Source organism: Streptomyces sp. BBFR2, from assembly GCF_044497305.1.
Classification (GTDB): domain Bacteria; phylum Actinomycetota; class Actinomycetes; order Streptomycetales; family Streptomycetaceae; genus Streptomyces.
Genome location: NZ_CP172415.1, coordinates 50682 through 65148 on the forward strand (window position 1 = coordinate 50682; position 14467 = coordinate 65148).

General features: G+C 69.3%; 13 protein-coding genes and 2 pseudogenes. 9 read left to right on the plus strand and 6 right to left on the minus strand.

Going from position 1 to position 14467, the window contains the following annotated elements; translation table 11 throughout:
* Positions 1-152 precede the first annotated feature (152 nt).
* The 4 genes from ACGH2B_RS00240 to ACGH2B_RS00255 all read left to right on the plus strand — a co-directional run bounded on the left by ACGH2B_RS00240 (position 153) and on the right by ACGH2B_RS00255 (position 3597).
* Positions 153-755 (plus strand): TetR/AcrR family transcriptional regulator, encoded by a 603-nt coding sequence (locus tag ACGH2B_RS00240; protein ID WP_399082070.1) that lies wholly within the window; start codon positions 153-155, stop codon positions 753-755.
* A gap of 305 nt (positions 756-1060) precedes the next feature.
* On the plus strand, positions 1061-2020 hold the full coding sequence (locus tag ACGH2B_RS00245) for an NAD(P)H-quinone oxidoreductase (protein ID WP_399082073.1): 960 nt from the start codon (positions 1061-1063) through the stop codon (positions 2018-2020).
* A 46-nt stretch (positions 2021-2066) separates the two neighbouring features.
* On the plus strand, positions 2067-3200 hold the full coding sequence (locus tag ACGH2B_RS00250; protein WP_399082076.1) for an NAD-dependent epimerase/dehydratase family protein: 1134 nt from the start codon (positions 2067-2069) through the stop codon (positions 3198-3200).
* Between the two features lie 49 nt (positions 3201-3249).
* Complete coding sequence (locus ACGH2B_RS00255; RefSeq protein WP_399082079.1) at positions 3250-3597, plus strand: VOC family protein; 348 nt, start codon at positions 3250-3252, stop codon at positions 3595-3597.
* A gap of 173 nt (positions 3598-3770) precedes the next feature.
* Here the strand turns inward: ACGH2B_RS00255 and ACGH2B_RS00260 are convergent, their stop codons facing one another.
* The 4 genes and pseudogenes from ACGH2B_RS00260 to ACGH2B_RS00275 form a co-directional block, all read right to left on the minus strand.
* Positions 3771-4304, minus strand: coding sequence for a GNAT family N-acetyltransferase (locus ACGH2B_RS00260; RefSeq protein WP_399082082.1), 534 nt, complete (start codon positions 4302-4304; stop codon positions 3771-3773).
* A gap of 226 nt (positions 4305-4530) precedes the next feature.
* Positions 4531-5514 (minus strand): GNAT family N-acetyltransferase, encoded by a 984-nt coding sequence (locus ACGH2B_RS00265; RefSeq protein WP_399082085.1) that lies wholly within the window; start codon positions 5512-5514, stop codon positions 4531-4533.
* 420 nt (positions 5515-5934) lie between these two features.
* Positions 5935-6558 (minus strand): endonuclease domain-containing protein, encoded by a 624-nt coding sequence (locus ACGH2B_RS00270; protein WP_399096591.1) that lies wholly within the window; start codon positions 6556-6558, stop codon positions 5935-5937.
* A 216-nt stretch (positions 6559-6774) separates the two neighbouring features.
* A pseudogene (locus tag ACGH2B_RS00275) lies at positions 6775-7801 on the minus strand (IS630 family transposase); the annotation flags it as partial.
* A 119-nt stretch (positions 7802-7920) separates the two neighbouring features.
* Between ACGH2B_RS00275 and ACGH2B_RS00280 the strand changes: the two are divergent.
* The 5 genes from ACGH2B_RS00280 to ACGH2B_RS00300 all read left to right on the plus strand — a co-directional run bounded on the left by ACGH2B_RS00280 (position 7921) and on the right by ACGH2B_RS00300 (position 11886).
* Entirely contained in the window at positions 7921-8244 is a 324-nt protein-coding gene (locus ACGH2B_RS00280; protein WP_399082088.1) for a hypothetical protein, read from the plus strand.
* An 805-nt stretch (positions 8245-9049) separates the two neighbouring features.
* Entirely contained in the window at positions 9050-9481 is a 432-nt protein-coding gene (locus ACGH2B_RS00285) for an Rrf2 family transcriptional regulator (RefSeq protein WP_399082091.1), read from the plus strand.
* A gap of 93 nt (positions 9482-9574) precedes the next feature.
* Entirely contained in the window at positions 9575-10327 is a 753-nt protein-coding gene (locus tag ACGH2B_RS00290; RefSeq protein ID WP_399082094.1) for an SDR family NAD(P)-dependent oxidoreductase, read from the plus strand.
* Positions 10328-10485: 158 nt separating this feature from the next.
* Entirely contained in the window at positions 10486-10902 is a 417-nt protein-coding gene (locus ACGH2B_RS00295; RefSeq protein ID WP_399082097.1) for a nuclear transport factor 2 family protein, read from the plus strand.
* A 237-nt stretch (positions 10903-11139) separates the two neighbouring features.
* Complete coding sequence (locus ACGH2B_RS00300) at positions 11140-11886, plus strand: Type 1 glutamine amidotransferase-like domain-containing protein (protein WP_399082100.1); 747 nt, start codon at positions 11140-11142, stop codon at positions 11884-11886.
* A 54-nt stretch (positions 11887-11940) separates the two neighbouring features.
* Here ACGH2B_RS00300 and ACGH2B_RS00305 read toward each other — a convergent pair.
* Together ACGH2B_RS00305 and ACGH2B_RS00310 are read right to left on the minus strand one after the other, a co-directional pair.
* Positions 11941-12062, minus strand: a pseudogene (locus tag ACGH2B_RS00305) (DNA alkylation repair protein); the annotation flags it as partial.
* A gap of 213 nt (positions 12063-12275) precedes the next feature.
* Positions 12276-13619 (minus strand): FAD-dependent oxidoreductase, encoded by a 1344-nt coding sequence (locus ACGH2B_RS00310; RefSeq protein ID WP_399082103.1) that lies wholly within the window; start codon positions 13617-13619, stop codon positions 12276-12278.
* Positions 13620-14467 lie beyond the last annotated feature (848 nt).

A 14467-nucleotide genomic window follows, 5' to 3' on the forward strand; every position in this document is an offset into this window, starting at 1 on the left:
GCGGACCGCGCCGTCACCAAGGACCGGGCACAGGGGCGTGAACAGCCCGCTCACCCTCCTGATCACCTCCCGGACACCACGTCACCTATGATGTATGCATCGTTTACATGAAAGAAGGTATGTAAGCGCCGCGAACACGAGGGAGTGTGACCATGCCGCAGGCCAGTGGCTCGTACCACCACGGCGATCTGCGCGCGGCCTGCCTGAGCGCCGCGCGGGAGCTGCTCGAAGAGGGCGGTGGCGCCGGACTGTCGCTGCGGGCGGTGGCGCGGCGGGCCGGCGTGTCGGCGACGGCCCCCTACCGGCACTTCCAGGACCGGGACGCACTCGTCTCCGCGGTCGCCGCGGAGGGCTACCGCGAACTCGCCACCTCCCTGGCCACGGCGCACCCCGCGCCCGCGACCGCCGACGACCTCGCCGCCGTCGCCGTCGCCTACGTACGCTTCGCGATCGAGCACCCGGCACTGTTCCGGGCGATGTTCGCCGAGCCCTGCGACCCGGACAACGAGGAACGCGTCCTCGCGACGACCGCCATCACGGAGTACGTCCTCGACATCGTCCGCCGCGCCTTCCCCGCCGCGGAGCCGGTGGACGCCCTGGCGACGGCGGTGTGGGCCCTCGTCCACGGCCTGGCGTTCCTGCACCTCGACAGCAAGCTCGACACCTCCACGCCCGAGATCGTCGCCGGTCAGGTCGGCGCCGCCGTCCATGCGATGCTCAGCGCCTCGCAGGTGGCGGCCCCGTCGCCGGGATGAGCGGACGTCGCGTTCCGGCCGCCCCGGCGCGATACCCCTCTCCCTCGACGGGCGCCGGATGACCACCCCGCCCACGCCACAGACCAATGTTGACACTGCACACTCCTCCCTCCTAATGTGTGGATTGTAAACATTCATCTGCTGGGGCCTTCAGGGCAATAGCCCTCATTTCACCCACCTCTCGGTAGGGTGTGCGTCACGCCGCGGTGCCTCTTTCAAGGCCGGACTCCCGGCGGGTACGCGTCGATCGCACCGTCCCGGACGCCTGCGAGAGCCCCTCGCCCCAGCCATGTGAACGGAGCGCCATGAAGGCTGTGTCGATCAAGGAACCCGGCGGCCCCGAGGTCCTGGAATGGACCGAGGCCGAAGACCCGACGCCCGCCGCCGGTGAGGTGGTCATCGATGTGGTGGCGAGCGCCCTGAACCGGGCGGACGTCATGCAGCGGCAGGGCCTCTACCCGCTGGCCCCGGGCACCTCGCCGTACCCGGGGCTGGAGGTCTCGGGCCGCATCAGCTCGCTCGGCCCGGGGGTGACCGGCCGGCGGGTGGGCGACGAGGTCTGCGCCCTGCTCACGGGAGGCGGTTACGCGCAGCGGGTCGCCGTCCCCGCGGGGCAGCTCCTCACGGTGCCGAAGGGGGTCGGCCTGGTCGAGGCCGCGGGGCTGCCCGAGGTCACCGCCACGGTCTGGTCGAACCTCGTCATGACCGCCGGACTGAAGGAGGGCGAGACCCTTCTCGTCCACGGCGGGATGGGCGGCGTCGGCACCACGGCGATCCAGATCGCCAAGGCGCTCGGCGCCCGGGTCGTCACCACGGTCGGCGGCCCGGAGAAGGCCGAGCGGGCGCGGGAGCTGGGCGCCGACGCGGCGATCGACTACCGCACGGAGGACTTCGCCGAGCACGGCCCCTACGACGTGATCCTCGACGTCATCGGCGGGGCCTACCTCGAACGCAACATCCGCTCCCTGGCCGCCGACGGACGCCTGGTCGTCATCGGCCTGCAGAACGGCTTCGAAGGCCAACTCAACCTCGCCGACCTGGTGTTCAAACGCATCTCGGTCTACGGCACGACCCTGCGCACCCGGTCCGCCGAGCAGAAGGCGGACATCGTCGGCGAGGTGCAGCGGCACGTATGGCCGATGATCGAGCGGGGCGCCGTCCGACCGCTCATCGACCGTTCCGTTCCCATGGCCGAAGCCGCCGAGGCCCACCGGCTGATGGAGGCCGGCGGCCACGTCGGCAAGATCCTCCTGGTGAACGACTGACCCGCCCCCGCCCCCTCCGCACACAGCGGGAAGCGAAAGGAAACCCATGGACACCCAGCTCGACCTCGGTGGCCTCCCCGTCGATACGAGCGCGCCGGTCCTGGTCACCGGAGCGACGGGCTACGTGGCCGGCTGGATCGTCAAGGGCCTGCTCGACGCGGGGGCGACCGTCCACGCCGCGGTCCGCGACCCGGGCAGCGCGCCCAAGGTCCAGCACCTTCTCGATGCCGCCGCGTCCTCGCCCGGGACGCTGCGCCTGTTCGCGTCGGACCTGCTGCGCGAAGGCTCCTACGCCGAGGCCATGCGGGGGTGCCGGATCGTGCTCCACACCGCCTCACCGTTCGTCCGGACGGTCAAGGATCCGCAACGCGATCTCGTCGACCCGGCCGTACGGGGCACCCGCAACGTCCTCGGCACCGCGAACGAGGTGAGCGGCGTCGAGCGGGTGGTGCTCACCAGCTCCATCGCCGCGATGATCGGCGACGCCGAGGACACCCTCCGCATCCCCGGCCGGACCGTGACCGAGGAGAGCTGGAACACGACCTCGTCGCTGACCCGCGAGCCCTACAGCTACTCCAAGACCCTGGCGGAGCGGGAGGCATGGCGGCTCGCCGAGGCGCAGGACCGCTGGCGCCTCGTCACCGTCAACCCCGGACTGGTGATCGGCCCCGCCCTGAACACCGCCCCGACCAGCGAGAGCTTCACCATCGTCCGGCAGTTGGCGAGCGGCAGGATGCGTTTCGGCGCGCCCCGCGTCGCCTTGGCCGTCGTCGACGTCCGTGAGGTCGCGTACGCGCACCTGGCGGCCGCGTTCCTGCCCGACGCCCAGGGGCGGCGCCACCTGGTCGTGGCGGAGAGCACCGACATCGTCGATCTCGGCCGCAGACTGCTGCCCGCCTACGGTTCACGCTTCGCACTCCCCCGCCGCGGACTGCCCAAGCCCCTGGCCGTCGCGCTCGCCCCCGCGGCCGGACTCGCACGCGACTACCTGCGCCGCAACATCGGCTTCCCCCTCCGCACAACCACCACCAAGAGCCGCGAAGCCCTCGGCGTGCGCTACCGGCCCGCCCAGCACTCCATGGACGACATGGTGGAGCAGCTTGTCCGGTCGGGGACGCTGCGGGAGGGCCGGTTTCGGAAGTGGGCGGCGGCAGAACGGCGCGGCGCCCTGGTGCCGTAGTACCTCTGGGGAGACACCGAGACACGTTCACTCTCACTTGGAGTCATCGATGGCTGTTCGCCGTGTCGTGCCCAACATCCGGTCGGAGGCCGCGCAGGAGAGCCGGGAGTTCTACGGCCTGCTGGGCTTCGAGGAGGTCATGAACCACGGCTGGATCATGACGCTCGCTTCCCCGTCCGTCCCGGCAGCGCAGATCAACGTCATGACCAGCGACAAGACCGCGCCTGTCACCCCTGACATGAGCATCGAGGTCGACGACGTGGATGCGGTTTACGCGGTCGTGCGGGAGAGCGGTGCGGAGATCGTGCACCCCTTGCAGGATGAGGAGTGGGGCGTGCGGCGGTTCTTCGTCCGCGACCCCAGCGGACGGGTGGTCAACGTGCTGAGCCACCGCTGACGGGCCCTGGGCCCCGACGCGACGCATCCGGATCTTCAGCACGGCTCACGCAGGGCAGCATCCAAGGTACTCATGAGGTGGACAAGGCGGCATTTGCCCGTCGGCGCGAGCGGGGACACCTGCCGCCTGCCGGCACCGCGCGGAGCCGTCCGTAAGGTCGGACGCCGGGTGTGTCAGAGCCGTCTCGTGGTGAACAAGGTGGTTCCGTGCACCGCGTCCGCTTCCTTCCGATCGGTCTCGGTGAACCCGGCCTTGGCCAGCACTCGGCGGGAAGCGGTGTTCCAGTCCCAGACCGTGGCCCACAGACGTTCGTACCCGGACGATCGCGCCCATTCCACAACCGCCAACGACGCCTCGGTCGCATATCCCTGACGCCAAACGCGGCGCAGCAGCTCGAATGCCAGCTCCGGCTCCCCTACCGCCCCTCGCCCGCTGTCGACCAGCCCGCAGTAGCCGATGACGTCGCGAGAGGTTTTCCGCTCGACCGCCAGCAATCCGGTCGACCACACCTTGTTGGTGCGGATCGAATTCTCCAGCTCCGCAACCGTGGGGTGTCCGTCCGGGTCGATCCGCCGGTGCGGCGGCACTCGTGGATCACGTTCGGTCCACAGTTCACGCTGGATGACAGCCTCGGCCACCCGCCAAGGTCGGAGCAGCAGCCGACTCGTCTCGACCACAACCTCGCCGCCCGGCGCACCACCTGTCATGACAGCAACCCTTTCACGGACGAACGCACTGCCGTGCCGCGGGGCGCGGTCGGTCCTGCCTCCGAAAAACCGTCGGCAAGCACTGTCCTGGACATCAACGAAGCCAGTCGTACGACCTGTTTCACCGCTGGTGGCGGGACGGTACCTGGCAGCAGATCTTCACCGCGCCGCCCCCGAGGCATTGCCGAATCCTGTGGACCGGCCGGGCAGCCCAATGACCGGTCGGTCAAGCAAGCGGCTTGCGGTATCGGACGTACTCGTTCTGCCGCCGGAACCCGACGCTCTCGTAAAGATCGTAGGACCGGTGCGGGTTTGCCGTACCCGTGAACAGCCGGGCAGTCGTCGCGCCTTGCTGGCGAAGGCTTCGCAGCCCGTCCAGCAGCAGGGCCCGGCCGATTCCGAGGCGCCGCTGGTCCGTCCGGACACTCAGCTCTTCGACCTCGCCGACGGTGCGGTCGTGGCGGCGGATGGAACAGAGGGCGACGCCGGCCATGTCCTGCCCGCTCCAAGCGGCCCGCCAGCATGCCGGGTCGGCGGTGTCGATGAAGTCCTGGAAAGGCCATTTCTGGGTGAAGCCGGTGTCCGCATACGAATCGACGACCGTCCTCCAGGCCGCACGGTAGTGGCTTGGCCCGATCGGGCTCACCCGTATCCCGGCCGGCAGTTCGCTGCCCTGCTCGGGCAACTGCCGCAGATCGCTCAGCTCCAGCTCGACCAGGCTGAAGACACGTCGGTAGCCGGCTGCGAGCAGAAGCGCCGTGGCGTCCTGCTCGGAGGCTGTGGCGTTCGCTCCGATCACCGCCGTCCGCGCCGTTCCCTGCTGTTCGACGAGCCGACGGATCCGGTCTTCGGCCCAGCTCAGCATGGCTGAGCCGATGCCCTGGTGGCGATGCCCGGGCAGGAGGAAGCCGCGGTGCAGATAGAGCCACGTATCGTCCCGCTCTTGCCACCACCGGATCGTCGAGTAGCCGACGACGCTTCCGTCGCGCACCACCAGGATCTGGTTCCTGGACGGCTCCTCCAGCTTGGCGGAGGCTTCGGCGATCTCGGCCGCCGTCGGGACCCCTTCCACCACCGAATGGGCATCGACCCCGTCCCGTTCAGCACACCCCAGCCGCACCGCGGCCATGGCGCCGTGGTCTTCGTCGCCGCGATACGGCCGGAACCCGAAGCCGGCCGGAAGGTCCTGTCCTGGCGTGTCATCCGACATGCCCGGATGATCTCGAACTTCGAGACAGGTCCGCCACCTTATTCCTGCCGCGGCCTGCTGCGGCCTGCTGCGGCCTGCTGCGGCCTGCTGCGGCGGTTCAACGAGCCGGCCGCGTTCGAGGCGGGCCCCGGCGCGGACGAGGGCGACGAGGCGGGGTGCGTTCACGGCCCGCCACCGCTGCTGGGCGGACCTCGGCAGGGCGTTCGCGACATCGGCGGTCTTGTGAACCGGTCACGCTGATGGCGCGTCAGGGTCGGACAGGTGCCGGGTGAGCCTTCCCTGAGGGCTTGCCGCGCTCCGCGCCATCGACGAGCCCCGGTCACCCGGGCGAAACTTCAGCGGACCCCGCTTGTAGCAGACACGCAATGTGGTGGTCTGTGGCCGGCCTCCGTCCCAGGACGGAGCCCGGGCGTGACGGTGTCATGGGACGCCGCGCGGCAGATCCGCCAAGGCCGGTTTCCCGGCGTACTGCTCATCTTTGATGAAGGACCAGGAAGTGGGGAGGTACTGGTCGTCGCGGCCTTTGATGACTTCGGCCTCGGGTCTCTGGGCTGGGGGTGCGTCCAGGTAGGCGTTGATTCGGGGGCTGTCGCGCAGTTCCGGGGGCCATTTTTCATAGACGGGCAGCCGGTTGAGGTTGCACGGTTTGCAGAGAATTCCGCGCACACAGCACTTGCGTATGCGTGAAGGGCCACAACAGGCGTGGTCGTGGTCGATCTGCCAGATCGCCGGTGCTTCGTGAGGGATGCCACCGTCACACGCTTCCGAGTTGTCGCCGCACAGAGCGCACTGGAATCCCTGCGCTCTCCAGATGGCGTTGTACTTGGCTATCGAGAGGCCGTACTTCCCCATGCGCCGCTGCATGCGCCGACACCGGCGGCACACCCTGGTGCCCTCGACGAGACGCGGAACATACTCCTCGCACAGGGAGCAGTACTCTTCCGCGTCCTCCCAGCCCCATTCCCACTTCCCGCCACCCGCCCCGACCGGCATGAGACCCCCTCCGTCAGCCCTCTCAGTCCCGGCGGCAAGAAGATAGGCCATACCACTGACAGGCGGCGGGATCACCCTGTCGTCAGGGGCGGGCGCTTGCCATAGAGGCGGTGCCTGGAGGGCGAGGGCGGCGAACGTGACAGCGTCCAGGCCGATGATCCATGCCGGGAACACCACTCCCACGAGAAGGCCCGCGAGAGCGGGGCCCGCGATGGTCGCGCTCCACAGGCCGGTGCTGAGCACGCTGGTGGCCGCCAGATGCTGGTCGTCGGCGGTCTTCGTCCAGACGAACGGCTTGGGCTTCTTGTTGCACTCGTTGATCCAGCCGCAGATGTCCCGTTCGAGTTCGGCGACGCTGCGGTGGGCCGAACAGCGGAGTTTGCGGCAGGTCAGTTCGCGGAACCAGCGCTCGACGAGGTTGAGCCAGGACGCCGAGGTGGGGGTGAAGTGCAGATGGAAGCGGGGGTGACGGAGTAGCCACTTCTTGACCGGCTCGGTCTTGTGGGGGGCGTAGTTGTCGAGAACCAGGTGCAGTTCGATATCGCCTGGAACGGCGGCGTCGATGACCTTCAGGAAGCGCAGGAACTCCTGATATCGGTGGCGGCGGTAGTGCTGGGCGATGGCCGAGCCGGAAGTGATGGCGAAGGCGGCGAACAGGCTGGTGGTGCCGTGCCGGACGTAGTCGTGGGTCATCTTCGCCGACGTGGTCGGCGCCATCGGCAGCACGGACTGGGTTCGGTCCAGGGCTTGTATCTGCGACTTCTCGTCCACCGCCAGGACCAGAGCGTTCTCCGGCGGGGCGAGGTAGATGCCCACCACGTCGCGGGCCTTGGCCACGAACTGCGGGTCGGTCGACAGCTTCCAGGCCGCCACGATGTGCGGCCTGAGGCCGAACGCCCGCCAGATCCGCGGGACGGCCGACTACGACATGCCCTCCGCCTCGGCCATCGAACGCGTCGACCAGTGCGAATCACCCGTCGGGGGCGCCTGGCCGAGCGTGCTGGCGCCCAGGCTTCGACCTGCTCGTCGGGGATCCTTCGCGGTGGCCCCGAACGCGGTCGGCGCCGGGCTCTCCAGCCGGTTCGCGGCGCACCGGGACCGCCACTTGCGTACCGTTTCACGAGACACTTAGATCGTCCGCGACCCGCGCGTTCGGCAGGCCCTCCGCGCACGCCAGCACGATCCTCGACCGCAACACCAACGCCTGAGACACCGTCCGCCTACGCAACGAGCCCCGCAGCACCCGGCCTTCGCGATCGGACAACTCCAGCGACAACGGCTTCGGACCAGGCATCACCCACCCTATAACCGCAAGTAAACTAACTAACAACTCAGGACACTGGTGCTCCGACCGCATAATTCACCGGGTTAATTGAGTCGATACAGGCCCAGGAGTCCGAGTAGCCTCGCCCCGTGGTGGATCAAGAGCAGTACGTTCGGTATCGGGAAGACTCCAAGGTGCTGGCAGCGATCGGGAAGCATGTCGACGCCCAGGTCGGCCGTGTCTCGGTGCGACTGCCCAGGGCTGTGGCCGAGGCCGCGGTAGCCGCCTGGGAGCGTGACGAGTCGGACGACGTCGGCGAGGAGACCCATGAGCAGTACGAGCTGCGGGACCATGCTGGTGACCTGGCACTGATCGGCCTTGCGATCTCGGAGGGCGGCCGCTGGGAGGGCGAGGAGGTCGTCGTCGACCTGCATGTCCACTCCGCGGGGGCAGCCTGGTTGGCGTCGCAGTAGTCAGGCCGCAGCGGCCACCGGTTTGCCGCCCCAGCGGATGCCCTTCTCGCTGCGGATACAGGCTCGTTCACGGCGTTGAGCCTCGCCGCGCATGTCGATGGGCCCGTACCTCCTTTCTCGGGGTACGGGCCCTCGTGCGTTTTCTGGGGCTGGTGACCATGGAACCGAAGAGATACGGCGAGGCATCGGTTCAGGAGGTGATCTTGATGACGGTGCAGCAGGACCTGCACATCACGGCATGGTGAATACTGTCGAATCAGCCTTACTCAAGATCCTGACCACTGCGGACGGACCTTGTCGACCGGAAGAATCGCCGCTCTACGCTCCGTTTGCCGAACTGGTACTGGTGGCGCTGGCGGCGCATAGCGAACCGCTGCTTCGACAGTAACGATGGTCATCGATCGTCTGCCACCGCACTGCGGCCCGGCCTTCATCTGCGATGCAGAGGAAATGACCACCTACGCAAGGAGTGGGACGGCAGGCAGGAACAGCCAGTCGACGTCGCAGAGGCGGCTCCATAAGCGGCCTTGGAGCCCTCCTGGTTCGAGCAACACCCCACTCACCGGCCGGTTGGCGGACTCCTACCGACGTTCGGTTTCCGCTTGAGTGCTGGCCCTGGCGCATGCCACGGCTCGATGGGCGGTGGCCCCGGTCGGCGGAGGAGAGCTCTGCGATGACGTGCTCGCGGTGGGCGCACTCCTCCACGAAGCCGGGTCGACCGCACCGCAAAGGTTGCCGCATCTCGTTGTAATCATTATGGTTACGACTATCCGGCACCGGCAGGGCGAGGGAGGTGGAGTCCGACGTGAGCGCCAACAGCAGGCTGACCATCGCGGCGCACGCTCTGACGTGGATCGGGCTGTATCAGCGGCGGGGCCATGAGGTCGCCACCTCCGAGCAGATCGCGGGGAGCGTCAACACCAACCCGGTGGTGATCCGCCGCCTGCTGAGCGAGTTGCACAAGGCCGGTCTGGTCACTTCGCGGCGGGGCGCGGGTGCGGGCTGGATGCTCGCACGGGACCTGGCGGCGATCACCCTGCTCGACGTCTACCGGGCGATCGAGCCGGGACCGGTCTTCGCGCTGCACCGCGCGGCACCGAACCCCGAGTGCGTCGTGGGCCACGGCATCGGGCCGGCGATGACCGCCGTGTACGACGGCGTGGAGGCGGCGCTGCGCGAGGAGTTGACCAGGACGACACTGGAGGACGTACTGCGTGACGTCCTGAAAGCCGCCTGACCTCGGGCTGTCGACTTCCCCCGATCGGAGGAGGTCGCCTTTCACGCCCATTGACGTAACAACAATAGTTACATCGACGAACAGGAGATTCTCATGGGACAGCTCGACAACAGGACCGCCCTCGTCACCGGGGCCTCCAGCGGCATCGGGCTGGCGATCGCCCGCCGTTTCGCCGCCGAGGGAGCGTCCGTCCACCTGACCGGCCGCCGCAAGGCCGAGCTGGACGCCGCCGTCGCACAGGTCGGCCCCCGAGGTCACGCCGTCCAGGGCGACACCTCGGACCTCGGCGACCTCGACCGGCTCTTCACCGAGATCACACACCGCAGCGGCCGTCTGGACATCCTCGTGGCCAATGCCGGGGTCGGCGACTACGGCCCGCTCGGCGCGATCACCGAGGAGGAGTTCGAGCGCACCGTGTCGATCAATTTCAAGGGCACGGTCTTCACCGTCCAGAAGGCGCTGCCGCTGTTGAAGGACGGCGCCTCGGTGATCCTGCTCTCCTCCAGCTCGGCCCTGCGGGCCACCCCGGGCCTGAGCGTCTACGCCGCCACCAAGGCAGCGATCCGCAGCCTCGCCCGCACCTGGGCCGCCGAACTCGCCGACCGCGGAATCCGCGTCAACGCCCTCACCCCCGGCCCCGTCGAGACCCCGGGCCTGAACGGACTCCTCGCCGCCTTCCCGCCCGGCGACCGGCCCACCGCCGCCCACCCCGCCCCGCCGACCCCGCTCGGCCGTATCGGCCGCCCCGACGAGATCGCTTCCGCCGCCCTCTATCTCGCCGGCGACAACAGCACGTTCACCACCGGCGCGGAACTGTTCGTCGACGGCGGCGCCACACAGCTCTAGACGCGAATCGGCGGGACCGGCGAATCGGCAGGGTACTCGTACAGCTCGGCGGGCCGCTGAGGGCAGGCCTCCTCGTTACGGGGCCGCGGCCCGCCCGGCGCCTCAAGAAAGACCAAGAGACGGCAGACCGAGAGACACAAGAACGAAGGAGAAGAACGATGGCAGCGGACGCTCAGACCTCGCGGTCCGTGGCTGAGCAGTTCGTGGAGCGTCTCGGCAGGCAGGATCCCGACGGCATCCAGGAACTCTTCGCCGAGGAGATCGACTGGCACGTCCCGGGCAGCGCCGAACTGCCCTGGACCGGACGCCGCACCCGCCGGGAGGAGGTCGCCCCGTACTTCACCACGATGTGGCCGCACTTCGCTGCCGGCAGGAGCAGGGCCGAGCTGGAACGTGTTCTCGTCGACGGCGGTGACGCGGTACTGCTGGCGGTCTTCACCCACACCGTCGCCGCCAACGGCGAGGAGTTCACCACACCGGTGGCGATACACCTGGCGGTCGAGGACGGCCGGATCGTCCGCATGCACCTGTACGAGGACACGTTGACCGTGGCCGGGGCGTTCAGCGTCGGCTGAGCGGAAGAGACGTTCCGGAGCGCTGCGGCCCGGGGCGCCGCTGCGCTCCGGCGGGCCGGGCACCGTCCCGACCGTCGCGCCAGGACGGGCGCACGCCGTCCGCTGTCGGCCCTGGTCGCCCTGGATGGCCGGCGTATCGGGCCGTCAAAGGAACTATTCGTTTGCGGGCGTGGCCGATGGCTTGGCACGGTTCAGGGCATCGTGCGCGTTCGGCTTCTGAACTGAGGAGGCGCCCTCGTGGCTGTCATTCCTGAACGTCGGCTGGCTCTCCTCGGAGGCGGCTTCTCCACCGACGACGACGGTCTCCTGGATGACTGGGTGCTCGATCAGGTGCCCGTTCCTCGCCCCAGGGTGTGCTTCGTCCCGACAGCCAGTGGCGATGCCCCCGCCTACATCGAGCGGTTCTTCGGGGCATTCCGGTCACGTTCCTGCGAACCCGGCGTCCTGCGTCTCTTCCGGCGGGAGCTCGATGACGACGCCCTGCGCACGTTCCTGCTCTCTCAAGATGTCATCTACGCAGGCGGGGGCAGCACCGCGAACATGCTGGCGGTCTGGCGCGCGCACGGCGTGGACCGGCTGCTTCGCGAGGCCTTCGACCGGGGGACCTTGCTGTGTGGCATCAGTGCCGGTGCCAACTGCTGGGCCGAGGCCTCACACACCGATTCCTTCGGACCGCTGACGCCTCTCCCGGACGGCTTGGGCCTGCTGTCCGGCTCGGTGTGCCCGCACTACGGCAGTGAGCCCGGCTGGCGATCGTCCTATCAAGCGGCCGTGGCACATCGCGCGCTACCGGCCGGCTGGGCGGTCGAGGACGGCGTCGGCGCCCTCTTCACGGGCGGCCTGCTGACGGACTCCGTGACGCGTACGCCTCAGGCCCGCTTGTACCGGGTGGAGCCCGGCGAGGAGGGCGGAGTCGAGGAACAGGCCATGCAATGCCGCCTGCTCGTCGCACCACAGCAGCCGGCTTCCCGCATGAAGTGGTGAGGGGGCGGCCCTGCCTGGTACGAGGCCGACGACCGCTTCGGCATCCGGGGCTTTCTGCTGCCTCTTCAGCCGCTTCGCGAGCGCGCGCGGCTTGCCGAGGTCACGCCGTGATCGGCACCGTGTTTCTCGTTCGCCGTGCGGATTTTCGGGTCGTCGAGATCGGCCAGCTCGGCCATCGCCTCGGCAAGCGTCGTCCCGGCTACGTCAGCCACTTGTCCGTCACGTACGGAATTCACCCTATGCCGGTGTTTGCCCTGCCGTGCCTCACCGCTCGGTCCAGCGGGCGGGGAGGCGCGGCAGTGGCGGGGCTGGACACCGTGGCCGGGGCAGCGCCTGTGGTGCCCGGAGGCGGCGCTCCGGGGTGGCGGGTTTCCCGCCGTGCGGGGTGGCTACGCGCCACGTGGTCGCAGCAGCACCTTGGCGAGGATGCTCGGGTGTGCCAGCGCCACCGGGGAGGCCAGGCGGTGGAAGACCCGTACGAACACGCGCACCACGGCCGGATCGTGGACCGCGAGGCGCAGCAGCCGGGCCTTGTACCAGGCGACGGCGCGCAGCGGCAGCGGGGCGCGCCGGCCCTGTACCGCGTAGTGCCACATCCAGTCCTCGCTGGTGGACATGGCCCAGGGGATGCGGGTGAGCCGCGCGATCCGGCGCTGCAGCCGGCGGGTCGTGCCGTTCAGCTCCCGGCACTTCGTCAGCTCCCGGCCGAGTTCGACCGCTTCGCGCACGGCGATGTCCATGCCTTGGCCGAAGACCGGGTTGAAGGCGCACACGGAGTCCCCGACCGCCAGCAGCCGGTCCGGCCAGCGGCGCAGCGCGGCGTAGTCGTACCGCTGGTTGCGTGTCTGCTTGAACTGGTGCAGCGGCGCCAGCGGGGTGGCGTTCTTCAGCAGGATGTCCAGGTGCTTGTTGCCCAGCCCGGCGGCGAACTCGTTCCATCCCGCCTCGTCCGTGGGCGGGTGCTGGTTGCCGGCTCCGAAGAGGGTGACCAGCCAGCGGCCGTTGCCGACATCGGCCGCGTAGGCGCCGCCGGGCTGGTCGGGGGCCTGGCACATCTGCTGGAACCCGTGTATGCCCTCGAAAGGCCGCGGGACGGCGATCAGGCGGCTCACGTAGGCGAGATGGGGGTCCACCACCGTCCGGGACGGCGAGGGGTATCCCGCCTGTTCCAGCCACTCGGGCAGTTGGGAGAACCGTCCCGAGGCGTCGACCACCAGGTCGGCCCCCTCCGCCCGCGCCTGGCGCTCGGCGGTGGCGGCGGTGAGGCGGACACCGGTGACCCGGCGGCCGGCTGCGTCCCAGAGCAGCCCTTCGACCCGGGTGCCGTCCAGGACGGTGATCTGCTCCAGGGCAGTCACCCGGCGCCGCACCGCGGCTTCCAAGGTGTCCCGGTGCACGGTCTGGACCGTGATCCCGGTCTCGGTGGCGGGAAAAGTGCCGGCCACCACCTGGGTGCGGGCCCCGAGGCCGTGATCGATCCGGGGCGCCCCGGCCGCGCTGAGCTCCTCCCCCAGCCCGGGGAAGAACTCCTCCAGGCAACCGGCGCCACGGGCCAGCAGTCCGTGGACGTGGCGCGCCTGCGGAGTGCCCGGTCTGCGCTCATCCCCGTCCGGCAGCCGGTCCCGCTCCACGAGCACCACCTCCCGGAAGTGCTCGCTGAGCACCCGGGCAACCAACAGCCCGGCGATGCTGCTTCCGACAACTACCGCACGCCCCCACCGCTGCGTGAGCATCCCCGCCTTGCCTTTCCGCACATGAAGTACACAACTCGAAGATCGATACTGATGTCCGTCGCACAGCAAGATCCACTCTTCTCCTGTGCGCGTCCCCTCCGGCTGAACGGCCGGTTGCGGGAGGAGGGCCGGGCGCGAAACGTCGCGGCGAAGACCCGGTGGTCGGCGGGTCATCCGCGGCGCTGGTCCGATGCGCCCATGCCGCTGTCGTGGTTCAACTCGAAGGCGCGGAACCTCTCCGGCGCCACGCTCGTCCGTACGACGGTTTCCGGCAGCTCTTCCTCGCCGCCGGTACAGCGACCCGCCGCGCGGAGCACCGGCCGGATCTGTTTGCTCCCGCCGGTGAGGAACTCCCGCCGCCCGTACGTGATCTCGCCGTGAGGTCCGTACGCGAGGCCGGCGCGCTCCGCTCCCGGAAAGCTCCGAGGGGCTCTTCGGTGGAGCGCCGCGGCCCTGCCGTGTCCGAACGGGCGGCAGCGTTTATTAAGGTCATCGCCGTTTCCCCCGTTCCGACCGCCGCTGCCCGTCGCCGGTCACGGATCGCCACTTCCGCGCAGTAGCCGGCCCGCACCGATCGCAGCACGCAATCAAAAAATCGAACACGGTTGATGATCTTGCCAGCCGCCTACGCTCCCACACGGCGAAAATAGGCCAACAATTGAGCCAGGGGAACCGTTCGTCGGGAACTCGGCCCCACTCGGGAACGAGGCCCGGGGCGGTCCGCTCATCCCGTAACTTTTCGGCCAGGGCCGACGCCGCCCGGCGGCGCGCGGAGCCGGGCGCCGCGGACACCGCTCGCACCCAAGAGCCCGTCGCGCGGACTCCCGCTCCCCGTACGGCATCGCGGC